Below are 24,780 nucleotides of genomic sequence, written 5' to 3'. Positions count from 1 at the left end.
CCATGAAAAAGCTACTTTATATATACTCTATTGCGGCTGCCCTGCTCACCGGCTGCAGTAGCGAGCAACCGTCTGAATCCACCGTTACAGAAGCGCCGCAGGAGACCAATCTGGTGCAACTCACGCCAGCGCAACTCAGGAACGCAAACGTAGAAATAGCCAAACCCAAACGCAAAACCATTGCCACGGTGCTGCAGGTGAATGGCGTGATGGAAGCGCCGCCGCAAAACCTGGTATCGGTCAGCGTGCCGCTGGGCGGCTACCTCAAGAGAACCGACCTGCTGCCCGGCATGCACCTGAAAAAAGGCCAGTTGATGGCTGAGCTGGAAGACCAGGCCTATATTGAGTTGCAGCAGGATTACCTCACCGCCAAAGCCCGACTGTTATACCTGGAGCAGGAACATAACCGCCAGCGCGACCTGAACCTGAGCAAGGCCAGCAGCGACAAGGTATACCAGCAGACACAGGCCGACTACAAAAGCCAGCAGGTGCTCCTGAAGGCGCTGGGAGAGAAACTGCGCATGGTCGGGGTTAACCCCGACCGGCTCGCAGAGAGCACGCTCACCCGCACCATGCGCCTCTACTCCCCCATCGATGGCTATGTGACGAAAGTGAACGTGAACATTGGCAAGTACGTCGTGCCGACGGATGTGCTATTCGAACTGGTGGACCCGCGCGATCTGCACCTCATGCTCACTGTCTTTGAGAAGGATTTGGATAAGCTGGAGATTGGCCAGCAAGTGCTGGCGCATCGGGCCAACCAGCCAGAGAAAGAATACCCTGCAAGTGTCATATATATAGGCAAGGATGTAGCAGGCGACCGTGCCGTGGAAGTACACTGCCACCTCGAGAAGGGAGATCTCTCGCTGGTGCCCGGCATGTTCATGAATGCGGAGATCGAGGTGCAAAGCAAGCAAGCATACACCCTGCCCGAAGATGCCGTTGTGCGCTACGGCAACAAGCAATACGTTTTCGCGGCGCGGGACAGCAGCATCTTTGAGATGCTGGAAGCACAGACCGGCAACTCCGAACACGGCTATACGGCTTTGCTGCCCAGCGCCACGCTTCACCCCGAAAGCCAGGCCTACGTGACCAGGGGAGCCTATGCCCTGCTGATGAAGCTGAAAAACAAAGAGAAAGAGTAAAAATACGGGTACACAACAACTACCGATTGTCACAACACAAGTGAAAACTTTGCAGTCACTGCTCAACAACAAAAGCAAGGTCTCCGGCGAGTACATCTCCCGCTTAGAAGGCTAAGGCACCATTGGTGGTAACGCGCTGCGGGCTGTCGTACTGGGCACTAACGACGGACTGGTAACCAGCAGGAGCCTGGTGATGGGAGTGGCGGGTGCCAGCGATGGTCAATGCGGCGTGTTGCTGGAGGTATGGCCGGTTTGCTGGTCGTTGCTTTGCCGATGGCCCTGGGCGAGTGGATTTCGGTGAAGAGTTCGCAAGAGCAATACAAAAGGCTGAGGGCGCTCGAAATGCTGGAAATCGAGACCACCCCGGAAGGCGAAATGCGCGGACTGGCTCTCATTTACATGGCCCAAGGTATACCCGGGGCACAGGCGCACCACGTGGCGGCCGCAACCATACAGGACACGGAACACCCCCATAAAATACTGATGAAGGAAGAACCTGGTACAAATACCGAGGAATGGAAGGGCTCTGCGTGGGAAGCGGCCCTTCGGAAGTGGCTGCAACTGACCGGGCAAGACGCCGAGAGCGCTTCCGGTGATTTTTCACCACGCTCATTCTGTTGCTGGCCTACCAAATGACGCAAGATCACCGGACCAGCTTACTGCTGCAGATGCCCCCGATGCACCGGTGGAAAAACCGGTGAATTCCTGCTTCAATTTCGAATTTTATAAAACCAAAAACCAGATCGGACTGGGCCGCGAAATCTGCCGCAGGGCTTTGGGAACACTTGCGGATTTTTAAGTTGAAACCGAAGCCGATGTAAACGAACTGTCACTGCTTATCGCTAACTTTATTTTATTGGCGTCACGAATCGATAGCACGACATGTGGTTCTCCAAATCAATAGAGGCTGTTCTGAAAGATCTGGCAGTAGACCCTGCTCAGGGACTTTCCGAAGCGGAAGTGAAAGTCCGTCTGGAAAAGTATGGCCCTAACAAGCTGACGGCAAAAAAGAAAAAGAGCATCTTGCAGCTATTCCTGGCGCAGCTTCAGGACTGGCTCATCTATGTGCTGCTCGCAGCGGTGGTCATCACTGTGTTCATGGGCGAATACATCGACGCCATCATCATCCTGGCTGTGATCATATTGAATGCGGTATTGGGTGTGGTGCAGGAAGTGAAGGCGGGCAATGCCATCGAGGCGCTGCAAAAAATAGCCTCCCCCAAAGCCCTCGTGCGCCGTGAGGGCATCGTGAAAGAGGTTGACTCTGAAACCGTAGTACCGGGCGATGTACTGATACTGGACGCTGGCAGGTATATTGCCGCCGACCTCCGCCTGCTTGAATCGGCCAATCTGCAGATAGAGGAGTCTGCCCTGACCGGCGAGTCCGTTCCCTCCCCCAAAGATGCCACCATCACCTTAAAAGCGCCCAACACGCCCCTCGGCGACCGCGATAATGCCGCCTTCATGTCCACATTGGTGACGGCGGGCAGGGGCGTGGGCGTGGTCGTGGGTACAGGCATGCAAACCGAGGTGGGCAAGATCGCCACCATCATCGACACCGAGGAGGATGTTAAAACCCCGCTGGAAATCCGGCTGAACAAGCTCGGCAAATCGCTCGGCAAATTCGCGATCGGCATCTGCGTGCTGATCTTTGCGGTGGCCCTGCTGCAAGGGAGAGACCTGGCGGAGATGTTTCTCATTTCGGTTTCGCTGGCCGTGGCCTCCATACCCGAGGGGTTGGCCGCCATCGTGGCCATTGTGCTTTCGATCGGCGTTACGAGCATGTCCAAACACAACGCCATTATCAGGCGTTTGCCAGCGGTGGAGACACTAGGCTCTGTCAACATCATCTGTTCCGACAAAACAGGCACGCTCACCCAGAACAAGATGACGGTTCTGAGGTACTTTAACTCCGAGGGGGAAGTGGCCGTGGAGCGTGAAAAGGCAAACCCCTCTACCGACGATGCCATCCTGCTCGCCAAAGCCATGGTGCTCTGCTCCGACGCCACCTACGAAAACGGCGAAGGAACCGGCGACCCGACCGAAATCGCCCTGTTGATTCTGGGAGACGACTTAGGTTTAGACCGCCGAGCACTGGGCAGGCAGAGCAAACGCATTGAAGAGTTTTCGTTTGATTCGGGCCGGAAGCTGATGTCGACCCTGAACGAGGAAAACGGCAGATATACGGTGTACACTAAAGGCGCTATCGACAACCTCCTGCAGCTGACCACGCATGTACACGAAAAAGGGCAGGTGGTCCCGATTTCTGAGAAACACAAACAGCAGGTGCAGGAAGCGACTGCCCGCATGTCGGAGCAGGCCCTTCGCACGCTGGGAGTCGCCTACAAGCCAGTGGATACAGTGGTTGGCCCCGATGAGATGGAGCAAGACCTGATCTTGCTGGGGCTTGTCGGGATGATGGACCCTCCGAGAACCGAGGTGAAGGACTCCGTGCGTAAGGCAAAAGAGGCGGGCATCAAGACCATCATGATCACGGGCGACCACAAGATCACCGCCTTCGCCATCGCCCATGAACTAGGTATAGCCGACAACCTGGACCAGGCCATTACGGGTCAGGAGATAGACAGGCTAAGCGAGCACGAATTCAGCGAAAAGGTCAACGACTACCGCATCTTCGCACGTGTTTCGCCGGAACATAAAGTTAAAATTGTGCGTGCCCTCAAGGCGCATGGCAATGTGGTCTCGATGACCGGAGACGGCGTGAACGATGCGCCCTCGCTCAACGCCGCTGACATCGGGGTGGCCATGGGCATTACGGGCACCGACGTGGCCAAAAACGCTTCGGACATGATTCTGACCGATGATAATTTTGCCACTATTGTATCGGCCATCGAACAGGGCAGAAACATCTACAACAACATCCGGAAAGCCGTCCTCTTTCTGCTGACCTGTAACCTGGGCGAGGTGGTGGTCATGTTCATTACGCTGATGATTGGCTGGGAAGCGCCTCTGATCGCAACCCAGCTCCTTTGGATCAACCTGCTCACGGACACCATGCCAGCCATCGCGCTGGGCATGGACCCCGGCGACCCGGATGTGATGCAGGAAAAGCCCCGCAACCCGAACGAAAGCTTCTTTACCGGCATTGCGGGCTGGCGTGTGTTGGGGGGCGGCATTCTGATCGGTGCGATCACCATTTTTGCCTTCTGGTTCGGCTACTACGAGCACGGATACACCCCTTTTGATGATGCCGCCCCTGCCGCCACGCTGGAGAACGCCAGAACCCTGGCCTTTATGACGCTGGTGGCCTGCCAGCTCTTTTACGCCCTGGCCATGCGGCATCAGACTAAATCCATTTTCCAGCTTGGCGTTTTCTCGAACAGGTACCTGATAGGCGCCATCATGCTGGGGCTGGCACTGCAATTAGTGGTGATAGCCGTGCCTTTTATGCGGAAAGCTTTCAACCTGACCAAGCTCGATACCCCCGGTTGGTTAGTGGTCCTTACCTTAGGATTGGTACCGCTGCTGGTAAATGAACTGGGCAAAATATACCTGCGGGCTCGCAGAAAGCAGCAATCATTTTAACCAGGCATGCCTCTCACCTGCTTCCCTGGCGATCCGGGTCTTAAGTCACTTTCTGGAAGGCGGCGTGAAGTTGAGGGCCGTGCTGATAATAAAAGCCCTGAGACCGTCGCTGCGCCAATAGTTGGCACCCCGCAGTTCTCTCCCTTTCAGCGGGATTTTGTCCATAGAGAAAGGCCGTCCGAATTTTGTTATTCCTGACACGGCAACTGCATGGCGCTGCCGCTACCTTTACGCTTCCGGGGCTGTCATATAGGGTGTGATGCTATACCTGGCGCTGGCTTCAAATCCCTTTTCCGCAAGCGTATATGAGAATGCTATACCTTTTGCCCTATCAGGATGAGTATATAATGATGCCATTGGTCTATTTAACCCAGCCTCATTTCCATAATATGTCGTTTATAAACTACGCTGAAGCTTTTTGAGCCGAAGCGACAGGGAGATCTGAAACACACCAATGGAGATCAAAGCCAGCGCAGTGTAGAATACAATGGTTAGGCTGCCAAATACAGGATTCAAAATCATTATAAAGGCAAAGAATAATCCTAAAACACCTAAAGCTAACAAATATCCCCAGTTAGGCACCTCCCGCCGTTTTAATTCAAATGCCCAGCCAATCGCCATAACGGAGCGGAAAAGGATGCCAAAGCCTACATAGATCGGAAGGACAGCCATAGAAATCACAGGTTTTGTAACCAGCATGACGCCTATGATTAAATCGACTATACCGACCGCCAGTGACCAACCCCAGTTGTGTATCCCATGCCGGTTAGAAATCGCATACATGATCTCCAGTATGCCCGAGATCAAAAAGGTAACTGCAAATATTATGGCCAAGGCTATATAAGATTCAAGGGGAGTGAAAATGACCCATACCCCTAAGGCAACAAACAAAATGCCCAGTAGCAATGGAAGATACCAGTAAGTGGATCTTCCTGCATGCGAAATATTAAGAGTTTCATTCATGGCTTTTACATTTAACACCAGTTATTTGCGCTACTAACTCAATCATGCTGCATCCTCAGCCGGGAGCCGCCCACTTTCCAAAAATTTTATTTGCTGAATTTATTTTATCCAGTAAAATCTTTTCTCCTTTATACGTTTTTAAATGATAACAGAATAACAATCAAGCGTTTAATAAAACATCAGAACCTTGTTATGGTAGCTTTACTGAATGGGTCCGGGTAATAAAAAAGTTACCCTGGAACTGGCAAGTGGTAGGGTTAGCAGGCATGTTGCCGCCGATCCACGCTTGCTTAAACCGGCCAGCCCGCAGATAGAGGAGTCTGCCTTGACCGGCGAGTCCCTTCCCTTCCCCGAAGACGCCACCATTACCTTAAAAGCGCCTACCGCGCCCCCCGGCGACCGGAAAATGCCGCCTTCATGTCCACATTAGCGACGGCGGGTAAAGGCGTGGGAGTAATTGCTTACTAGGCGATTGCTTTGAGGGCTGTTGTTCATAAATGCGTCTGATGACTCTGATCAGAGGCAAGGTGTCTGTTATACCATGTCGCCTGAGGATTTTACCATATATAGCTTTCTCTTTTTAAACCAAAGGGGAATGGCCTAAGCAATGTTGCTATGGAAGGCTGTATATATGATCAGGTATTACTTTGGATATCCAGATGCACGGATAATACCAATATGACCCGAAAACAGCGCATGAAGGTATTCTATATATGCTGCACCCAACTCCTCGAAGGAGGGGAGCCTGCGGGCGGGCAAAATTCAACGCGCATGTTCCGAAGGATATGGATATGATGCCTAAAATACCAGCGTCGCGCTTAGCCCCCCTGATCCAATACCCGGCTGGGGCATAATCAGGAGCCGCCGCTGCCTTCTTATTTTCAATTTCTGATCGGCCATTTCATACAGGTATATAGTTCCCTTCGCAGAAAGGTAGCCCACCAGGGCGCCTGCTATCACATCAGTGGCCCAATGTACGTTGTCGTTTATGCGGGAAGCGCCTACCAGCGTGGCAATGCCATAGGCTATCGGGGGCACATATTTGTACTCATACCCATACACGGACGCCACAGAGGTAGCCACTGCAAATGCGGTGGCGGTATGGGCAGAGGGAAGGGACGTATTGTCCGTCTGGCGAACGGGCCCGTCGAAGATATGGTTTTCGGTGGTGGCGTTGGGCCTGTGCCGGTGAAACTGATTTTTTAGTATGTCCGTTATCCCGGCGCTGACAAGTATACTTCCGAGTGACACCAGCCCCGCCTTCTGCAATTTGGAATCGTTCAACAGCAGACCACCCGCAAAGGCTGCACCGGCAAGGGGCGCCATGTATTGCTGCCGACCAAGCGGCTGCACCATATACGCCATTTTATCGGCCATATTGGAGCGGTGGCTTTGGACATACTGCTGCAGTGGCTCATCAGCCAGGGCAAAAGTGGCCGTCCAGACTCCTGACCCGACTACAACGAGCGCAGTTCCGATAAAAACAGGGGACTGCCGGGTCTTTTTAAGTAAACCAGCAGAGGCATACCCCTCCTCGCCGGACCAATGCTGCAGAAGAACGTGAGTGTTTAAAGAATCCGTTAAGATGGGGCTTGTCTGGGCCTGCAGCGCCTGGCAGTTCAGTAACAGCAGCAGCAGCAGAGACCATAGCCTTACGCTAGTGCTCCTGAAAGAAAATGATGCTCTTGCCATCGCAAAGGAGGTTTGAGGGGGATATAGCTGTTGACATCGTTTCAGTGTCCCAAAATGCAAGCACTTTCATTCCCTTTTCTCAACATGGCTCCTACTTGTGCGGCATGGTAAAGCTAAGGTCTGTGCTGATAATGAAGGCTTTGAGCCCGTCGCTGCGCCAGTAGTTCCCGAACCGCACTTCTATCCCTTTGAACAGGGTCTTGTTTTTGGTAAAGGGCAAGCCCAGGCTCCTGATCCCAAACAGCGGGGAATAGCGCAGCCCTATACCTGCCTTTTGGCTGCTGAAGCCCGAGAGATCATAGTCGGAGGTGTAAAATTCCTCGCTCAGGCTGTGCTCTTTGTAAGGGTCAAAATAATCAGCGGCGGACTGGGTATGAAAGCGGTAAAAAGGGTAAAAGGAAAAGAACGGCCCGAACTTGACCGGTGTCTCCAGCTCGAATGTATGGGCCGTCACACCCCAGCTATCGCCATAAAACCGGTAAAAGAAACGCGTGGTCACATAGTCGTTCAGGTAGTAATTCACCCGCAGCCCCACAGGGTATTTCAGCCGCTGGTCCGGCAGCTGCTCCACGCGCGGCATTTCCTGCTCCCGGAAATATACCCGGTGGAAAGGCGTGGAAAGCAATCCCGACTGGTACACCAGGTCGGTAGAGAGGGAGGCCTGCATTTTCTGGTTGATCACCTGCGCCAGCGTGGCCGACAGGTTATAGGATTGCCGCTTGTCTGTGCTGACGAGTTCCTCCCCATTGTTGCGCAGTTCCGCGGGGTATATGCGTGTCCATATATCATAATAGACCGTGGCGTTCAGGCTGAGTTCCCTGTTCCCGTCCCGTGACTCTTTCGCCCAGCCGGCACCGACCGACAGCGACTGGTAATCGTACTCCGTGGAGCCGCCAAGCGTCAGGCTTCTGGTGATACGAGTGGCGCTGTTGCGGCGGCTGATGCCCACATTGAGATGGGTGCGCAGATCGGAACTGGAGGCCGACGACACATTGAAGTCAATTTTATCGGAGGAAGCCGAAGAGTAAAAATCCATCCCGAAGTTCACGTTCAGGTTGGTCACCGTATCCAGCGGCACGTTCACGATGACGGCGGGCGTCACATCGGTGAGTTGTTCGGTGCCTGTCCCTCCGGTTACGGGCGAATGGTTGCCGTCCTGGCTGTAATAACTGCCCAGGATGTTTACCTCTGCCGGATCAAGCTTCCTTACGCGGCGTGCCGGAGCTGGTGCGGGCGTGCTTTGGGCAAAGGCCGATGTTGTCAGCGTGCAGGCCATCAGCAGCCCTATATACCTCAGTTGCATCCGCACCCCCCTCCCACTTTGCCGCCGTTAGCGCCGGAGGCGCCTTCGCGGTACGATTGAAAATTCGTCTCAAAGGATTCCAGCTTCCGGGCGCTCAGTTTCATCTCCTCCTCATTCAGGTATGTTTTCTGATAAGGCCTGACCACCTCGCAGCCGCTGAGCGAGCCAAACAAAATGACGCCAAAGACCAGCGCGACAGCACTTTTTATATACTTCATATAGATTAAGTTTTAGAGGCCTTGGCAGCTTTGCCGGGTAGTGGCTTGCTCTTGTAGTAGTGCAGGTGCAGGTTGTCGGAGGTGACTATTTCGTCCTTGTCCGTAATCAGCAGGCACTCCACACCTTTCAGCTGGTTGATCAGGTATAAACCCTCTTCCCGGCCCAGCACAAAAACTGAAGTAGCCAGCGCGTCGGCCAGTTCCGCGTCCGGGCAAATGATGGTGACGCTCTTGAGACCAGTAACGGGATAGCCGGTACGGGGGTCGATGATGTGCCCGTAGCGCTTGCCGTTTATCACGGCGAATTTTTCATAGCTGCCGGAAGTCACCACCGCTGTCTCGTCGGCGGTGAGCCAGGAGAAAACCTTGTCTTTCTCGGCAGGGTCGGCTATGCCTACAAACCAGGGCTGGCCATCGGCCTGCCTGCCCCAGGTGACCATGTCTCCGGCCGCATTCACCACCCCGCTTTTAATGCCCATGCCCCGCATCAGGTCGCGGGCGCGGTTAGCGGCATAGCCTTTGCCAATAGCCCCGAACCCAATCTTCATGCCTCCCTCTTTCAGGAACACGCTGTGCGTTTCCGGTATCAGCCGTATCTTCTGGTAGCCAATGTGCCGGACTGAATTTTCGACATCCGCCCGTGAAGGCATTTCTGTCATGGAGCCATCGAATTTCCATATCTTGTCAGCTGCTGCCCAGGTGATGTCGAAGGCACCGCCCGTCAGCTCCGAAATGCGGATGCTGCGCCGGATGAGCTCATACAGTTCCTCGTCCACCGGCACGGGCATGGCACCCGCGCTCCGATTGATGGCGCTTGTCTGGGAGGTGGGCTGCCACTCCGAAATGAGGGCCTCGATGCGCCGTATCTCCTTTATACCTGCCGCAATGGCCTCTTTCGCCAGCTGCTCATCCTCTGACACAGCCACCAGTTCAAAACGAGTGCCCATCAGCAAGAGCACCTCTTTCTGCGTCTTCAGCTCCGGTTTTGCCTGTTGCGCCTGCACGCTGCCCATGACTGCCAGCAGCAGGCACCCTATTTTCATGAACTTGTGCATATATGTATGCGCTCTTGGAAGAAGTTTTGCTAATTGTGCTGCAGGAGCTGCTCCAGGTGCGAGATGTACTTTTCGGGGCCGCCCGGCTGGTAACCAGTTTTCCCCAGCACCTGCCCCTGCGCATCCGTCAATACAACGAGCGGAAAGACGCCTTCCTGGTTGTACCGTTCGGCCAATTGCTCATTATCTTTCTTCTGTTCCGCCGGAAGCTGGTTTTTCTTAAAGCGCGGAAAGTCAAGTTCCAGGAGCACGAAGTGCTCTTTGGCATAGTCGCGGAACTCGGGCGTGTCCCAAACCTCTCTGCGTAGCATGATGCAGGGCTTGCACCAGTCTGAGCCGGCAAACACCATCAGGATGGGCTTGTGTTCCGCCGCAGCCTGCTTGGTTGCTTCCTCATAATTGTGTTGCCATTTTTGCTGATCAGGACCGGACTGGGCATTGGCGCGATAAGCCAGTAAGAAGCAAACCCACAGCAGGGTAAAAGAGAATGCACGTTTCATTATCACCATTTTAGTTGTTGGACACTTCCGGGCGGCCATTTCAAGAGTGGGCCGATTTCAGAATAAGGTGTAGAGTTCGTGCTATACGGGGTTGTGCTTAAAGGTTCACGTAGATTTAACGCAGCAGCAACAGTTGTAGTTCTATCCGGACCATTTTCTTTTTTAAGATTATTCATCTCGCCCAAATGGCAACTGCGCTACCTGTAACCGGCTTTTTAGCTTCTCAGGTTTATGACTGGTAGACCCAGACATCCAGCCGGAACCAATTAACCCAAACTGCAGGCATCGCCGCCTGTCAAGAACAGGCAAACAGCAACAGGACCGCCTTGCAGCCTAGGCATTATAATCCTGGATTCACGTTATATGCAGGACTTCTCCGCATATACCCGGGGCCTGCTTACTTGCAAGGACCGATGCTATACTATCCCCGAATTTTTACGACCTTTGCACAGGAAGGCAAAACCGATTCACCCTTGTCAGAGCTACTGAACTTCAACTTCCCCCCTGAGCCGGCCACGGACCGCGTCACGTTGTTTGCCGATGTGATCCTGCCGCTGCCGTTGCCCAAGCTATATACCTACCGCATCCCGTTCGAGATGAACGACGAGGTGCTGGTGGGCGCGCGCGTGATTGTGCAGTTCGGGGCGAAAAAGGTGCTGAGCTGCATTGTGGCCGACATACACGAAAACGCCCCCGCCGACTACCAGGCCAAGTACATACTGGACGTGCTCGACGACACGCCCATCGTGACCGGTCCACAGTTGAAGCTGTTCAAGTGGATGGCCGACTACTATATGTGCACGCTGGGCGAGGTGATCAACGCGGCGCTGCCGTCGGCCCTGAAGCTGAGCAGCGAGTCGCGGATACAATTGCACCCCCACTACAACCCCGAGGAGGACGAGATCATCTTTGCCCCGCAGGAGGAGAAAATCATCTTTGCGCTGCAGCAAAACCAGGCACTTACGTTTACCGAAGTCGGTAACCTGCTGCAGCTCCGCAACTACCACAAGTTCATCAAGTCGCTCATCCAGAAAGAGGCGATTATCATATATGAGCAGGTGAGCGACAAGTTCGCGCCGAAGGTGGTGAAGAAGGTGCGCCTGACCGAGCATTTTGTGCAGGAAGAAGGCATGCTGGAAGAGCTCTTCAACCAGCTCACACCGCAGCCCAAGCAACTCGACATCCTCCTGAACTACCTGCAGAAGGTGCCCGTGCACCAGGACATCCACCTGAACTACAAGGGCATTGAGAAAAGCGCGCTCACCGGCAACCCACACCTCTCCGCCTCCTCCATCAACACCCTGATCAAGAAAGGTGTGCTGGAGCAGTTCGACCAGATCGTGTCGCGCTTCCCGATGGACAACGAGCCGCAGCAACTGCCCATGGCGCTGTCGGAGCACCAGTTGCAGGCGAAGGACGAGATACTGGGGCTGTTCAAGGAGAAAGACACGGTGCTGCTGCACGGCGTGACGGGCAGCGGCAAAACCGAGGTATATATAGATCTGATCAAGCACGCGCTGGAAGGCGGAGGGCAGGTGCTGTACCTGCTGCCGGAAATCGCCCTCACCGCCCAGATCGTGACGCGCCTGATGAAGGTGTTCGGCGAGAAGCTGGGGGTATACCATTCTAAGTTCTCTGACAACGAGCGGGCCGAGGTGTGGCAGGGCATTCTGTCGGGGCGCTTCCAGGTGGTGGTGGGCGTGCGGTCGTCCATCTTCCTGCCTTTCCACAGCCTGTCGCTGGTGATCGTGGATGAGGAGCATGAGGCCAGCTACAAGCAATATGACCCGGCGCCGCGCTACAATGCCCGCGAAACCTCGCTGGTGATGGCCAACCTCCAGGGTGCGAAAACGCTGCTGGGCTCGGCCACGCCTGCCATCGAGAGTTACTACAACTGCAAGACCGGCCGCTGGGGCCTGGTGACCATGAGCAAGCGCTTCGGGCAGGCGCAAATGCCGGAGATCGAGCTGGTGAACGTACGGGAAGAACAGCAGCGCAAAACCATGCACAGTCACTTCTCAAGTAAGCTGCTCACAGCCATCGAAGAGCGGCTGCAGCGCCAGGAGCAGGTGATCCTGTTCCAGAACCGACGCGGCTATGCCCCTTTTATCTCCTGCGACGAGTGCTCCTGGATTCCTAAGTGCAAGTTCTGCGCCGTGAGCCTCTCCTACCACAAGTACAACAGCGAACTGCGCTGCCACTACTGCGGCTACCACGAGCGCATGCCCCACGACTGCCCCGCCTGCGGTGCCACCACCCTCAAAAGCATGGGCTTCGGCACAGAAAAGGTAGAGGACGAACTGAAGCTGCTGCTTCCCAACGCCGAGGTGCAGCGCATGGACCTGGACACTACCAAGAAAAAGAACAGCTACCAGCAGATTATCGCGGATTTTGAAACTGGCCGTACCAACGTGCTGGTGGGCACGCAGATGGTAACCAAAGGCCTTGACTTTGAGAACGTGAGCCTGGTAGGTATTCTAAACGCAGACACCATCATCAACTTCCCGGATTACAGGGCGCACGAGCGGGCGTACCAGCTGTTTGTGCAGGTAAGCGGGCGTGCCGGTCGCAAGAGCAAGCCCGGCGCTGTGATCATCCAGACCCGCGACCCCATGCAGCCGATCTTCCGGAAGGTGCGCAACAACGATTACCTGAGCCTGTACGAGCACGAGATTGAGGAGCGCCTGCGCTTCGGTTACCCGCCGTTTGTGCGCATGATCAAGATCACGGTGAAGCATGCCGAGGAGCATATAACGGAGAACGCCGCCATCGTGCTGGCCAAGGACCTGGCGGACCGCATGGGCAAGCAGCAGGTGCTGGGGCCGGAGGTACCCTATATCTTCAAAATCCGGAACCTGTTCCTGCAGGAGATCCACATTAAGCTGCCGCGCGAGAACACCAACCTGAAAGCAGCCAAAGGCCAGATCGCGCAGGCGATCTTCAACCTCCGGCTCCTCCCAGATTTTAAGGGCATCCGGGTAGTGGCGGATGTGGACCCGGTGTAGTTTAGCTATATATGGCTATCTTATACCAATCCTGCGCAATATTTGTCCCAGTAGTCTACAAACATCTTCTCGGCTTCAGGCGTGAAGAATTTGCCTTTGAATGGTGTCGGCGTGAACTCTCCGAACACAGCACCCTTGTCTGTGGCATAAAAGTCAATTCTGGCAAATATACCATACGATTTGCTCAGCAGCCTCGCCTGCGCTATCATATCCTGCAGGCATTGCGGTGGCTGCTGGTAATCGGCCTGTGGGTAGTAGGTATTCACGCTCGGCATAAGGTTCCAGTTCTCGTCGTAGCAGCTGGTGTACCCGCTCGAGGGCCCCAGCCTGTTGATGACCTGGATGCTGGCCACCTCCCCGTTAAACATGTAGAACTTATAATCGTCTGGGATGCGGTGCTCTCCCTTCTCGTCCCGCAGGAACTCCTCCACCAGAAACTCCAGATCCGGGTTTTGGTCAAGGGCCTCCTGCAATGTGCTCCGGATGCTCTCGGGGGTGTAGGTTTTCTGGTCCATCAGGTTCAGCGGCCCGTCCATCAGGAACACCAGGCCGGAGGAGTGCCCGATGGTGGGCCGGATGACATATGTCTCGGGCAGGGCGCCAAAGTCTGTCGTTTTAGGCTCCCTCCCCCGCCAGTACAGCTCCGGCACCCGACAGCCGTGCATCTTGGCGAACTCCCGCGAGTTGTGCTTGTTGCTCAGCTTGCGCTGCCAGTTCTTCACGTCCTGCCACTTCTCCAGCGCATCACTGGCAGACATCTGCGAATTGCGAACAGCCTCTGCGTCAGCCATATTCCAAAAAGAGGTATGCCTGCGCCTAATACGCTGGTGAAAGGGGCCATAGGCATCGGCTTTGCCCCTCAGCGCATAATAACGCGATCGAAATCTGTCTTTTAAAGAGGTAATAGAAAAATCAATCATAAAAGTTGAGGTATGGGATAAGGCCTAAGGCTCAGCAAAGATTGCCTTTAATTTTATATAGGATGTGTTAAAAGTATAAGTAAACCACCTAAATAACGTAATTCACGTCCCGAAGATTTAGAAAACTTAATATATTTAGTAAAAATTCTGGATAGTCCGTACATGGAGGGAAGCAGACTCCGTCAGTAGAACAGGCCAAAAAGATTTTTATTTTACAGTGCAAGCCAAACCACCTTCATCCACCTGCGTATATATGGATACCTTTGGCTAAAAGTTGAGAACCTGAGGGTCTGATTGTTCAGAAGGAACAGTATAGGCTCTCAGGTTTTTCTTTTATATACCTCCCCATCCATATCCCCTCAGTTTCGCTGGTCTTTCCGCAGCAGCAGGTAGGTATAGGTGAAGCCGAAGATCAGGAACATAACCAACAGGAAAACATCCAGTGCGTTGTAATCTCCCTTTATAATCTGGTAAGCATTGAGCCCGGCAAAAAGAAAGCAGGCGGCCGTCACGGCAATGCGGTAAGTCTTGCGGTTTTGCATAAAAAATATCAGTGTGTTTTGAAGGTTGTTTGAGAAGCTGAAAATTCCCGGCCCGGAAGCACTGCAGCCAGCTATAAAACCGGCCGCCGCTTACCTCAGCCTATATAGAGCAATACAAAAAAGGTAATCACCACGCTCCCGATAGCGTTCAGGAACACGCCCGCCCGGACCATCTCACCGACAGGCACCTGCTTGCTCCCATATATGATGGCGTTCGGAGGCGTGGCGATAGGCAGCATAAAGGCAAAACTGCAGGCCACCACCACGCCAAGCACCGGGTAAAGCAACGGTAAATGCAGCCCCTGCAGCACGCCGATGATAATGGGCACAAACGTGATGGCGATCGCCGTGTTCGAACTCACCTCCGTCAGCAGCAAGACCATTGTCACCAGCCCAAAAACCAGCAGCATTTGCTGCGCAGGGTCCACGAAGGTGGTGATGCTGCGGCCAATCACGTCGGCCAGGCCGGCGGTAACCACCAGTTGCCCCAGCGCCATGCCACCGCCGAAGAGCAGAATCGTGTCCCAGTCAATCTTCACCAAGTCGGGTGCCGTCAGGGTTCCCTCGCCGTTGTTCTCCCGCCCCGGCGGAATCAGGAAAAGCAGCAGCGCTGCCAGGATGGCCACGGTGCTCTCGGCAAAGTAGGTGCTCATAAACGCGTAGGCCTCCTGCAGCCCCAACAGGTTAAACACACCCGGCGACAGCCACAGCACCACTGCCACCAAAAACACGCTCATCGTCACTTTTTCGCCCTGCTTCAGTTTGTGCTGCTGCTGCTGGTGCTCGGCCACATAGGCCTGCACCGTGCTTTGGTTGTAGCTGCACTTCCTCAGAAAAAAGTGCATGTATAGCACCATCAGTCCGTACATGGTCAGCGCGATGGGCAGCGCCAGCAGCATCCACTCCAGAAAATCAATGGTGATGCCCTGCTGCTCCAGATAATTGACGCCTATCAAATTGGGCGGTGAGCCGATGATGGTGCTGATGCCCCCGATGGAGGCGCTGTAGGCGATGCCTAGCAGGAAGTACACGGCCGGGCTCCTCCCCTGCTCGGGTTGGCACACCAGTTGCGTCACGCCCAGCATCAGCGGCAGCAGCATGGCCACCGTCACGGAGTTGCTCACCCACATCGAGAGCAGGAAAGAAATGGAGGAGAAGCCCAGGAACAGCCTGAACAGGCTCTTCTGGAAAAAGGGGCGTGAAAGGATATATAAAGCGATGCGCTTGTCGAGGCCGTGGCGCGTCATGGAGCGGGCCAACAGGAAACTGCCGATGAAGAGCAGGATGATGGGGTGGCCCAGGTTCTGAAAAGCCGTGTTTATATCAGCGATGCCCAGCAGCACCGCCAGCAGCACCCCCAGAAAAGCCGTCATGGAAAGGGGAATGACCTCCGTCATCCAGAAAACGAGGCAGAAGGCCATGATGGTGGCCACCGCGCGCGCCTCATACGGCAAAACCGGTGTCAGCCACCACACCAGCAACGCCAGCACCGGCGCCAGCAACAGGCCTATGTTTCTACGCGTCAGGGGCATTTTCAATTGGTTCTATATGAGATAGACAATATAGGGATACATCCGTTAAAATGGCATAGTCCTGCTGCGCCAATCTCAAAAGTATTAAATAATGAGAAAGCGATAAGCCATATGTACACCTGTTCAATTTACTTGCTCAGTGTCAAATAATTTTAGCATATATATCCAACCACCCCTGCCCTTCTTTGGCTAAGGAGGGGCGTCTGATGCTACTTTCTCTAGCTTTAAAGACTATAGTTAAAGATATAGCCGTCAAAATAAGCGCTCCATATATAGCCATATATAATTAGGCCTTTGCCAAGAGGAAGGAAAAAGAAATAGTAAGAAAAACTCCCCTCCTTGGATAAGGAGGGGCAGGGGTGGTTGGAACATGCTTGCGCAGCGATAATGCGCTAGTTTTAAACTGACTACAACATAACTCCAGCAGCTACATATCCATATAACGCTTGGCTTGATCCTTACTTAGCAGATACCTTGGCCACTCTTCTTTCCACACGGAAAACCCCGTCGTAGTGGCTGCCCATATAACCTCCCCACGTTATGTTTTTCGCAGGGAAAGGCGTTTTGATGTGAAACACCCGCAGGTTGGTGGGCAGGTCGATTTCGTTGCGCTGCCCGTTCAGCTCGATGGTGCTGGAGATGATATCCAGTTTGCCGTCTCCGTCCATGTCTCCGAGCCACGGCGTGCTGGCCACGTTGCTGCCGAGCAGGGTGTCGCCTAGCTGATAGGTTATATCCTCTTTAAAATCAAAAACCATCAGCTGGCTGATGTGGCTCTTGCTGTGGTCGTACAGGTTCAGGCGGAGCAGGCTGTTCACGCTCAGCAGCACATCATCGTAACCGTCGTCGTTGAAATCAGCCACCACCGGCGAAGCGTAGGAGAAAATCCCGGCTGTGTCCGTCGCCAGCACTTCCCCTGTTTTGCCGTCTATCATCCGCTGCGTGGAGCGCTTGATCATGGGCCACACCCCGATGCTGTAGTTGGTGAAAACATCCGGCACCTCGTCCCCATTAAAATAACCTACGGCTGGCGTGGAGTATATCTCGGTGCCTGGCAACGCCACGCTCCACAGCAGCGAGTCAGTTGCCCCGTTGATGGCCAGGGTGCGGCCGTTCACTGCATTCACGATGATGTCATATATACCGTCCCCGGTGAGGTCGGCCAGGGCAGGCGGAGCAACAAAACCTTTATTTTTGCCGGTGGCCAGCAGCACCGCATCCGAAATGTCGCCTTCGAGTATGTCCGCCAGAGTTGTCCGGTACAGGCTGCCGCCGATGGTCTCTCCCCCCGTTCCGAAAATCACATCCTCGGTTCCGTTGTTCCGCAGGCTCGCTTTCACCACCGACATATAGGTTTCCCTGCCGTCCGGCACCTCCGCTTCTGCGATGATGCTGCCGTTACCGCTGCTAACCACCAGCAGTTTCCCGGCGGGCCTTCTGGGGTCGTGGGCTTTCACGGTATAATCGCCGCCGTTGGATATCAGCAGGTCTTCCTTTCCGTCTCCGTCCTGGTCGGGGATGAGCTGCGGGTTGTAGAAGTTGTAGATGCCGGAGTCGGCGGGGTTGATGGAATTGTCGTAAGGGAAAAACCGCCACAGCACCGCTCCGCTTTCCCCGTTAACTGCCATCAACTCCGCCGTGCGCCCGCCTATGAACACGTCCGGCACGCCGTCATCTGTCACGTCATAAAACAGCGGGGATCCCACCACCTGGTTACGGCCCGAAACGTGCCAGAGCAGTTTGCCGGTAGCACCGTCCATGGCGATGACAGCCGTATCACTGGGCTGATTCTCTGCCCCTCCCGCCCCCATCACCACATCCAGCACACCATCTTGGTTCAGGTCGGCCATTCGTGGTGAAGAGCCTGTGCCCACTCCCTCGAAATGCGTCATCCAATTGTCGGGACTACGGTTGACAAAGGTGAGGTAAACGGCTATTCCCACAGCCGCAAGCACAAGTAAACCTAAGCCTATCAGCAGGTAACGCTGCCGCATTGTCTTTTGGATGAGGGGGGTGGTGGGAGGCATGGGTTGGGAACTTCAAATGGTTTGCGGGAGGCAGTTTAAAAATACGCTACTTAATGCCTATAAACAGTATGAGAGCCGAGTGATTATATGAAGAAAAACACTACACCCATATATAACGCCGCTCCCACGCTTTGGTGCCATACAGGGCTGTTTCAAAACCTATGGCTGCCACTACAGATTTTGCAGCCCAACCATATATAAGAAGGCCCTTGATGTAGACCAAAAGCCTCTTTTATAAATATAGAGACATATATTATGTTGTCATCCTGAAAGGACATTGTGGGCGAACAATGATAGCATTAATGGAGCGCATTTACCGCTCGCAACCAAAATCCTTTGACAATAAAATAGGTCAAACTAATTTAGACTCTATACTTACATGATTTAATCCCTTACTGCCCCACCAGGAACACGGCGTTGCCGAACAGCAGTTTGCCGCTATGCCAGAACCCGCGGAACAAGGGATTGTCAGCCAGATACACCACCTGGCCGTGGCCCAATTCCTGCGTGCCCAATATCAGGGCATCCTGCAGTTTGGACTTAGTATCAGCCCCCACGAAGCCGGTCGTGTAATTATCCTTTTTGAGCACGCCCACATTCCAGCCGTCTTCGAGGAAGCTGAAGGTGTCCGTAGAGCGAATCAGGGCGAAGTATGTATCGCCGTAGCCGAAAGCCAGCGGGTGCGTTTTGTCCAGATCTACCCGGAAGATGCTTCCCTGCACCTCGTCCTGCAGCGCCTCGCGCGCACGGTCGCCCCAGGTGCGCAGGTTTTCATAAGGGTCTTCATCCTCGGCTTTCTTAACTTTGTCCTTGCTGCTGTCCTCCTCCTTGCTTTTCTTTTTCAGGTTGAACCCTGTTTTGCCGGCCAGGAAACCGGCGGCGCTTTCCATGGCAATCAGTTTGCCCCCGGCGCTGACCCAGTCCTTCACTTTCCCGAGCGTCTCTTCGTCCAGCACGCGGGTATAGGAGCCGGTGGGCAGAATGAGCACGTCAAACTCGTGGAGCGGCACGGTACTGAAGTAAGACGTGTTGAGCACCGTGACCGGGTAGCTGATTTGCTGTTCGAAGAAGTGCCACACCTCCCCAAAGCCATAGGCAGATACGCCCTCGCCTGAAAGAAGGGCCACTTTCGGCTGCCTCAGGTACCGCACGTTACCGGAGCCGAAGTCGGAACCGCTGCTCACAAAACCGGTACCGGTGGCGCTCAGGCTGATGCCGTACTCCTGCGCCAGTTGCCGAACCGTCGCATCCAGTTTATCGCCCATCGCCTCGTTCCCGGTGCGGGTGATGATGAGCGTGCCGGGGCCGTACTGCTGTCCGTCTGTTGCAAAAGGTTTCTCGGCTTGCCGCACCTTCACGTCCGCCTGCATCAGCGCCGTCAGGAATTTTAAATCCTGCAGGTTCGTCCAGCGGGCCAGGTATGCATAGGGTTTGTTGATGCTGATGGCGGCTGCTGCGGGAGCGGCAGGCTTAGGGGTGTTCACCTCAAGGCGGTTCTTCAGGGCGTAGGTCTGCACGCCGTAGGCATAGGGCAGGGCCCAGGAGGTGATGTCGTAGGTCAGGGAATCCTCGAGGCGGGCGTTCGGCTCGAACAGCACCTTCACCAGCGTAGACTTGGGCTGGTACATGCTGATGACCACATCCTGCGGGGCCAGCCGCACGTTCTCCGTTTTGCCGTTGCTGTAGTTGTATCCCTTCACGGTGTTGCTTTTGCTGGCATAGCCATATCGGATACCTTGCCGGTCGAGGTACTCCGTCAGCGCCTTCAGGTTGCCAGCGGTTCCGTTTTCCGCTCTCAGCACAAAGGTTTTGTACTCACCGCCGGGGTTGTTCAGGTTATTTTCGTAATACTTGCGGAACTCCTGCTTCAATTGGTCTGCTTTTTCGGACGTAGCCTGAATCGTGGCGCGGCTGGCTGCCACGTGGTGCGCGATGCGCTCTGTCAGCGTCAGCGTGTCGCCGTCCTCTTTCTGGTAAGCCAGCCCCGCCCTGCCGGAGCCGCCCTGCTCGTACGTCATCCCGATGGCGCCGTTGTAAGTGGGGTAGGTGTCGCCGTAGCTGGGGTAAAACAGGTCGAAGCTCTCGCGGGTGAAGTACAGCCAGTTGTTCTTGTCGAAGGCCTCGCGGTTATACTCCCCGATGGTGTTCTGGAACTGGCGCTGCCAGGGCGTGATGCTCTCGTGGAAGGGCCTGGCCGCCGGGGAGAAGTAATACGGCGCCTCGGCGCCCATTTCGTGGAAATCGGCATGCACCTGGGGCAGCCAATTGTTATATACCTGCAGGCGCTGCCTCGACTCAAGCTGCGTTTGCCAGGCCCAGTCGCGGTTCAGGTCGAAGTAATAGTGGTTCGGCCTGCCGCCCGGCCACGGCTCGTAGTGCTCCCAGGCATAGGGCGAGGCGTTTCCGCCCCGGTTCGAGGCCTGCTTGTACCACTGCACGTAGCGCTCCCGGCCGTCGGGGTTCACCACCGGGTCCAATATCACCACCGTGTTCTGCAGCCACTCCTTCGACTGCGCGTTGTCCGGGTCCAGCAAATCGTACAATACCTGCATCACCGCCTCAGAGCTCACCGCCTCATTCCCGTGGATGTTGTAGCTCAGCCATACCACAGCGGGCTGGTCTCCCTGCACCTGCCCGGGCTGCAGGCCCGCCTGGCGCAGGTTGTTCTCCCGGATTTGCTCCAGGCGCGGCAGATTTCCCTCAGAGGCGATGTAGGCCAGCACCAGCGGGCGGCCCTCATAGGTCTCTCCGTAAGGCTGCACCTTCATGCGGTTTGGGGCCTGCGCCGCCAGATAATCTACGTAATCCAGTATGCGGCTGTGGGTGGTAAACTGCCCGCCGAGCGGGTATCCCAGAAACTGCGCGGGAGACTGTAATTGCCCCTGCGCCACCGCCACCTGCGCGCACAGCAGCATCCATAGCAAAGCGAGGTCTCGCTTTAGCGTGTTTTTCATATGCTCTTTCGTTGAGGAATGGTTGCCTAAGGTTTGAAATAAAAGACAATCTCCACATAAATGCTGAAACCGGCAAGTAAACCGCTCCCGCGCCTGTCGCTCCGCAGGCAATTTTTGCACCGGAATCTATCTATAGCCGGACTTTCCGTATGCATAGGATATGCGGCGCATGCTATATAAAATCATCACTTTCTTCCTGTTGGCGGTGGGTACTGTGGCCGGAGCGGTGGTGCTATTTCTCCTTTCTGCCTTCCTGTTGAGCAGCTTCCCTGTGAGAAGCAGTTTCGCGCAGGCCCCTCACGCGGAGGAGCCGGTGGAGATTTTCGTTACCTCCAACGGCGTGCATACCGATATTGTGGTGCCGGTGGCCACGCCCTATACAGACTGGCGGGAGAAGGTGCCGCTGCACCACTTCGCCAACGCCGACAGCAGCTACACCCACCTTTCCTTTGGCTGGGGTGACCGCGAGTTTTATATGAAGACGCCTTCCTGGAGCGACCTGACACCGGGCGTGGCGCTTCGCGCCGCCCTTTGGCCCACCCCGACAGCCATGCACGTGGAATATATAGCCTCCCGCCTGACGCCCACCAAAAGGCAGCTGCCGGTGTTGCTCACGCCGGAGCAGTACAGGCAGCTGGTGCTATATATAGATGCTTCCTTTCAGAAGGAGAACGGCGGCTACCGCCACATCACTGGCTCCGGCTACACCGGTCAGGACACGTTTTACGAGGCGCACGGCAAATTCTATATCCTCAAAAACTGCAACAACTGGGTAAACGGGGGACTGAAGGCCGCAGGCGTGAAGGCGGCACTATGGGCCCCGCTCCCTTTTGCGGTGATGCGGCACCTGCGTTAAAACAAAGCGCCCCGGCTATATATAGCCCAGGGCGCTCACTCAACTAAACACTAAACTTCTACTATTACTGCTGCTCCCAGGTGCCCCTGAAAACCAGTTCCTCCAGCGGCTTGCGCGTGCGCGGGGCCAGTTCGCGTTTTTTCAGTGCCTCCGGCAACGTGTCCGGATCACCGGCATAGCCGATTGCCCCCATCGCCACCGGCTCGTACCCTTCCGGAATACCCAGCACCTCGCGTGCTTTGGCTGCCTTAAAACCGCCCATCATATGTACATGCAGCCCCAGGTCGGTGGCCTGCAGCAGCAGATTGCCTGTGGCCAGCCCCACGTCGTGCCACGCGTGGCTGTTCGGGCTGCCGTCGTAGTCGTAGCTTTTCTTTGCCACGGTGATGAACAAGGCAGACGCTTTTTTTGCCCAGCTATTGCCCTCCAGCAGGCAGCTGAACAGCCGGTCGAAATTTTCTTTGTCTTGTTTGGTGGCATATATAAAGCGCCAGGGCTGCTCGTTCATGGCGGATGGCGCCCAGCGGGCCGCCTCAAAAAGCGTCTCCAGTTGCTCCTCCGTTACTTCCCTGTCCTCAAAAGCACGGGGGCTTCGGCGGGCCTCAATCAGTGTGTTTATTTCTAGCCTGTTTTCTGTCAATGTCGTCATTTCTTCAAATTGATCTCTCGCCTCCGCTTTAAAAAAGTTGCGGATGCTTCTGGTTTACATACTTCTGTGATATAAATTAAATGTATATACACTTAATGTACAAACATAACAATGGATGATTTCCCGATGTTCCCTGCACATTCATATATCCTGTTGTACGCCGCTGAAGGAACAGCAGAGGACATATAGACTCTTTTCGCTCTCCTAAAGAAGCTGGTGAGGCCCGAAATGTTTAAATGGGATAGAAAATTAAAAGCCTGAACTGGCCTGGGCGGCAGAAATCTATATCCCCAGTTTCCGCAGGGCCAGCAGGCAGAGGGCCACGGTGCCCGCCACACGCACTTGCCCGCTCAGGATCATTTGCTCCACCTCGCGCAGCGGCACCTTCAGCACCTCTATCGCCTCCGACGCGTCCAGGTCCTGCTTGGCTACCTTGCGCGCGTTGCGGGCCAGGAAGTAATACATCCGGTTGGTGTCTTTGGTCGGGTTGTCGGTGGCCTCCAGAAGCAGTTCCACATCATCAGAAGTGAAGCCGGTTTCCTCCAGCATCTCCCGCCTGGCGGCTTCAGAGGGCTCTGTCTCGTGCGCATCAATCACCCCGCCGGGCAGTTCAACAAAAATATCGGCGGCCGCGTGCTTGTACTGGCGCACAAAGATCACGTGGTTGTCTTCGGTAAGCGGAAAAGTGAGCACCACATTCGGCCGCACGCTCACATAATAGTCGTCCATCTCCAGGCCGCTGGGCAGCGCCACGTGGTCGCGGCGCAGTTTGTACCACTTCTCGTCCACCACCATCTCCGATTTCAGCACTTTCCAGGGGACGGGGGTATAGGTTTTGTTTTCCATATCCGATGCTTTGCTCCTCGCAAGTTATATATCTCATCCCATATAAACAGCACGGCCCGCTTTGCTTAGCGGGCCGTGCTGTTTATATGGGAGTGTTGATGATTATCAAAGACAGATTCCGGTTGGCCGCTTCATTTTCCGTTCTGGCCTACCATGTACTTATTTTTGCCGGCCACTTTCTCTCCTACTGCCTGCTGCCACTGCTGCCCGGTAGCCGAAAGCAGCTCCGACTGGTTCCACTGCTGGTTTTTTCGCAGTTCCTCGTCTACCTGCAGGATATATAGCTCGTGGCCGGGACGCTCGGTTACGCGCAGGCCGCAGGAGCGCAGCATGGCTTCGATGGCGGCATGGTTAGGTGCCCACCAGTTGGTGAGGTCGCCAGCCATCTTCTTCTCTATAAACGCCATCTTGGGCCAGCCCTCGTCCAGCATGCGCGCCCGGTCGTTTATGCCGAAATCATCCGGCGCTTCAACCGCGTTTTCGCCGGGCATGGTCAGCGTCTGGAACACCATCATGCGGCGTGTTTTCTGCGACAGGATATCGAGGGAGAGCAACGGGTAGCGCAGGTGGTAGAGCACGCCCATGTACCACACCAGGTCGAACTGCCGGTCGAGGCGCGCCACATCGTATACCTGCAGCTGCTTCAGCTCGATTTTGTCCTCCAGGCCGAATTGCTTTGCCGCCCACTCCGCCTGGCGCAGGTAGTGCGGGTCCACGTCGATGCCCAGCACATGGGCGCCGCGCTTCGCCAGCTCAATAGAGTAAAAACCGGCGTTGCAGCCAATGTCCAGCACCTCCCACCCCGACAGGTCTGCCGGTATATATGGCTCTATTTGCTGCCACTTAAATGCCGGAAAATCGCCTAAGGTATGGTTGGGCGCCGTCTGCGCCCCGGTGGGTAAATGCAAATTGTGAAACCATGGCCCTAGCTGCTCTATCTCCTGCATATATAATTTTGAATAACTGAATTTTGAATAACTGAATGAGTGAATTTAAAATTACGAATGAGGAAAGCGGGGGCTAACAC

20 protein-coding genes are annotated in these 24,780 nt (G+C 55.0%); 6 read left to right on the top strand and 14 right to left on the bottom strand.

From position 1 onward, the window contains the following. Positions 1–2: 2 nt before the first annotated feature. The 4 genes from GSQ62_RS16820 to GSQ62_RS16810 all read left to right on the top strand — a co-directional run bounded on the left by GSQ62_RS16820 (position 3) and on the right by GSQ62_RS16810 (position 4,691). The gene (locus tag GSQ62_RS16820) at positions 3–1,145 is read left to right on the top strand and encodes an efflux RND transporter periplasmic adaptor subunit (RefSeq protein ID WP_161890591.1); all 1,143 of its coding nucleotides are present in this window, start codon (positions 3–5) and stop codon (positions 1,143–1,145) included. A gap of 121 nt (positions 1,146–1,266) precedes the next feature. Beyond that, entirely contained in the window at positions 1,267–1,446 is a 180-nt protein-coding gene (locus GSQ62_RS21190; RefSeq protein ID WP_394351357.1) for a VIT1/CCC1 transporter family protein, read from the top strand. Next, on the top strand, positions 1,389–1,781 hold the full coding sequence (locus tag GSQ62_RS16815) for a VIT1/CCC1 transporter family protein (RefSeq protein ID WP_161890590.1): 393 nt from the start codon (positions 1,389–1,391) through the stop codon (positions 1,779–1,781). The genes GSQ62_RS21190 and GSQ62_RS16815 overlap by 58 nt, the downstream gene beginning before the upstream one ends. A 246-nt stretch (positions 1,782–2,027) precedes the next feature. Beyond that, positions 2,028–4,691 carry a cation-translocating P-type ATPase gene (locus GSQ62_RS16810; protein WP_161890589.1) on the top strand — a complete coding sequence of 888 codons (2,664 nt, stop codon included), beginning with the start codon at positions 2,028–2,030 and terminating at the stop codon, positions 4,689–4,691. A 396-nt stretch (positions 4,692–5,087) separates the two neighbouring features. On the opposite strand, the gene GSQ62_RS16805 is transcribed toward GSQ62_RS16810, so the two are convergent. The 6 genes from GSQ62_RS16805 to GSQ62_RS16780 form a co-directional block, all read right to left on the bottom strand. Beyond that, positions 5,088–5,654, bottom strand: a complete 567-nt coding sequence (locus GSQ62_RS16805; RefSeq protein ID WP_161890588.1) for an HdeD family acid-resistance protein — start codon at positions 5,652–5,654, stop codon at positions 5,088–5,090. Positions 5,655–6,452: 798 nt separating this feature from the next. After that, positions 6,453–7,031 carry a phosphatase PAP2 family protein gene (locus tag GSQ62_RS16800; protein WP_161890587.1) on the bottom strand — a complete coding sequence of 193 codons (579 nt, stop codon included), beginning with the start codon at positions 7,029–7,031 and terminating at the stop codon, positions 6,453–6,455. Between the two features lie 406 nt (positions 7,032–7,437). Continuing rightward, entirely contained in the window at positions 7,438–8,649 is a 1,212-nt protein-coding gene (locus GSQ62_RS16795) for a DUF3570 domain-containing protein (RefSeq protein WP_161890586.1), read from the bottom strand. After that, positions 8,640–8,867, bottom strand: a complete 228-nt coding sequence (locus tag GSQ62_RS16790) for a DUF4266 domain-containing protein (protein ID WP_161890585.1) — start codon at positions 8,865–8,867, stop codon at positions 8,640–8,642. The genes GSQ62_RS16795 and GSQ62_RS16790 overlap by 10 nt, the downstream gene beginning before the upstream one ends. A 5-nt stretch (positions 8,868–8,872) precedes the next feature. Continuing rightward, on the bottom strand, positions 8,873–9,922 hold the full coding sequence (locus GSQ62_RS16785) for an FAD:protein FMN transferase (protein ID WP_161890584.1): 1,050 nt from the start codon (positions 9,920–9,922) through the stop codon (positions 8,873–8,875). Between the two features lie 29 nt (positions 9,923–9,951). Then, positions 9,952–10,422, bottom strand: a complete 471-nt coding sequence (locus GSQ62_RS16780; protein WP_237586729.1) for a thioredoxin family protein — start codon at positions 10,420–10,422, stop codon at positions 9,952–9,954. A 473-nt stretch (positions 10,423–10,895) separates the two neighbouring features. Between GSQ62_RS16780 and priA the strand changes: the two genes are divergently transcribed. Further along, positions 10,896–13,427, top strand: coding sequence for a replication restart helicase PriA (priA, locus tag GSQ62_RS16775; RefSeq protein WP_161890583.1), 2,532 nt, complete (start codon positions 10,896–10,898; stop codon positions 13,425–13,427). Positions 13,428–13,447: 20 nt separating this feature from the next. Here the strand turns inward: priA and GSQ62_RS16770 are convergent, their stop codons facing one another. The 5 genes from GSQ62_RS16770 to GSQ62_RS16750 form a co-directional block, all read right to left on the bottom strand. After that, a complete protein-coding gene (locus GSQ62_RS16770; protein ID WP_161890582.1) occupies positions 13,448–14,218 on the bottom strand; it encodes an ATP-grasp fold amidoligase family protein in 771 nt (256 codons plus the stop codon). A 488-nt stretch (positions 14,219–14,706) separates the two neighbouring features. Continuing rightward, entirely contained in the window at positions 14,707–14,889 is a 183-nt protein-coding gene (locus GSQ62_RS16765) for a hypothetical protein (RefSeq protein WP_161890581.1), read from the bottom strand. 95 nt (positions 14,890–14,984) lie between these two features. Beyond that, positions 14,985–16,421: an SLC13 family permease gene (locus GSQ62_RS16760; protein ID WP_161890580.1), complete on the bottom strand. Its 1,437-nt coding sequence runs from the start codon at positions 16,419–16,421 to the stop codon at positions 14,985–14,987. A gap of 458 nt (positions 16,422–16,879) precedes the next feature. After that, positions 16,880–18,448 carry an outer membrane protein assembly factor BamB family protein gene (locus tag GSQ62_RS16755; RefSeq protein ID WP_161890579.1) on the bottom strand — a complete coding sequence of 523 codons (1,569 nt, stop codon included), beginning with the start codon at positions 18,446–18,448 and terminating at the stop codon, positions 16,880–16,882. 392 nt (positions 18,449–18,840) lie between these two features. Continuing rightward, positions 18,841–21,402: a M14 family metallopeptidase gene (locus GSQ62_RS16750; RefSeq protein ID WP_161890578.1), complete on the bottom strand. Its 2,562-nt coding sequence runs from the start codon at positions 21,400–21,402 to the stop codon at positions 18,841–18,843. A gap of 160 nt (positions 21,403–21,562) precedes the next feature. Here GSQ62_RS16750 and GSQ62_RS16745 point away from each other — a divergent pair, with 160 nt between their 5' ends. Continuing rightward, a complete protein-coding gene (locus tag GSQ62_RS16745; protein WP_161890577.1) occupies positions 21,563–22,258 on the top strand; it encodes a TIGR02117 family protein in 696 nt (231 codons plus the stop codon). Positions 22,259–22,322: 64 nt separating this feature from the next. Here GSQ62_RS16745 and GSQ62_RS16740 read toward each other — a convergent pair whose 3' ends face one another. From GSQ62_RS16740 to GSQ62_RS16730, 3 genes are all read right to left on the bottom strand, one after another. After that, positions 22,323–22,907 (bottom strand): nitroreductase family protein, encoded by a 585-nt coding sequence (locus tag GSQ62_RS16740; RefSeq protein ID WP_161890576.1) that lies wholly within the window; start codon positions 22,905–22,907, stop codon positions 22,323–22,325. 282 nt (positions 22,908–23,189) lie between these two features. Next, the gene (locus GSQ62_RS16735) at positions 23,190–23,753 is read right to left on the bottom strand and encodes an NUDIX hydrolase (protein WP_161890575.1); all 564 of its coding nucleotides are present in this window, start codon (positions 23,751–23,753) and stop codon (positions 23,190–23,192) included. A gap of 131 nt (positions 23,754–23,884) precedes the next feature. Next, the gene (locus GSQ62_RS16730) at positions 23,885–24,700 is read right to left on the bottom strand and encodes a TIGR04290 family methyltransferase (protein ID WP_161890574.1); all 816 of its coding nucleotides are present in this window, start codon (positions 24,698–24,700) and stop codon (positions 23,885–23,887) included. Positions 24,701–24,780 lie beyond the last annotated feature (80 nt).

The sequence above is a fragment of the Pontibacter russatus genome (assembly GCF_009931655.1).
GTDB lineage: Bacteria > Bacteroidota > Bacteroidia > Cytophagales > Hymenobacteraceae > Pontibacter > Pontibacter russatus.
This window is presented reverse-complemented; position numbering and strand designations above follow the sequence as displayed.

Coding starts and splice junctions, on each gene's coding strand:
- GSQ62_RS16820 (WP_161890591.1), top strand. CDS start 3: ATGAAAAAGCTACTTTATATATACTCTATTGCGGCTGCCCTGCTCACC.
- GSQ62_RS16815 (WP_161890590.1), top strand. CDS start 1,389: ATGGCCGGTTTGCTGGTCGTTGCTTTGCCGATGGCCCTGGGCGAGTGG.
- GSQ62_RS16810 (WP_161890589.1), top strand. CDS start 2,028: ATGTGGTTCTCCAAATCAATAGAGGCTGTTCTGAAAGATCTGGCAGTA.
- GSQ62_RS16805 (WP_161890588.1), bottom strand. CDS start 5,654: ATGAATGAAACTCTTAATATTTCGCATGCAGGAAGATCCACTTACTGG.
- GSQ62_RS16800 (WP_161890587.1), bottom strand. CDS start 7,031: ATGGCCGATAAAATGGCGTATATGGTGCAGCCGCTTGGTCGGCAGCAA.
- GSQ62_RS16795 (WP_161890586.1), bottom strand. CDS start 8,649: ATGCAACTGAGGTATATAGGGCTGCTGATGGCCTGCACGCTGACAACA.
- GSQ62_RS16790 (WP_161890585.1), bottom strand. CDS start 8,867: ATGAAGTATATAAAAAGTGCTGTCGCGCTGGTCTTTGGCGTCATTTTG.
- GSQ62_RS16785 (WP_161890584.1), bottom strand. CDS start 9,922: ATGCACAAGTTCATGAAAATAGGGTGCCTGCTGCTGGCAGTCATGGGC.
- GSQ62_RS16780 (WP_237586729.1), bottom strand. CDS start 10,422: ATGAAACGTGCATTCTCTTTTACCCTGCTGTGGGTTTGCTTCTTACTG.
- GSQ62_RS16770 (WP_161890582.1), bottom strand. CDS start 14,218: ATGGCTGACGCAGAGGCTGTTCGCAATTCGCAGATGTCTGCCAGTGAT.
- GSQ62_RS16765 (WP_161890581.1), bottom strand. CDS start 14,889: ATGCAAAACCGCAAGACTTACCGCATTGCCGTGACGGCCGCCTGCTTT.
- GSQ62_RS16760 (WP_161890580.1), bottom strand. CDS start 16,421: ATGCCCCTGACGCGTAGAAACATAGGCCTGTTGCTGGCGCCGGTGCTG.
- GSQ62_RS16755 (WP_161890579.1), bottom strand. CDS start 18,448: ATGCCTCCCACCACCCCCCTCATCCAAAAGACAATGCGGCAGCGTTAC.
- GSQ62_RS16750 (WP_161890578.1), bottom strand. CDS start 21,402: ATGAAAAACACGCTAAAGCGAGACCTCGCTTTGCTATGGATGCTGCTG.
- GSQ62_RS16745 (WP_161890577.1), top strand. CDS start 21,563: ATGCGGCGCATGCTATATAAAATCATCACTTTCTTCCTGTTGGCGGTG.
- GSQ62_RS16740 (WP_161890576.1), bottom strand. CDS start 22,907: ATGACGACATTGACAGAAAACAGGCTAGAAATAAACACACTGATTGAG.
- GSQ62_RS16735 (WP_161890575.1), bottom strand. CDS start 23,753: ATGGAAAACAAAACCTATACCCCCGTCCCCTGGAAAGTGCTGAAATCG.
- GSQ62_RS16730 (WP_161890574.1), bottom strand. CDS start 24,700: ATGCAGGAGATAGAGCAGCTAGGGCCATGGTTTCACAATTTGCATTTA.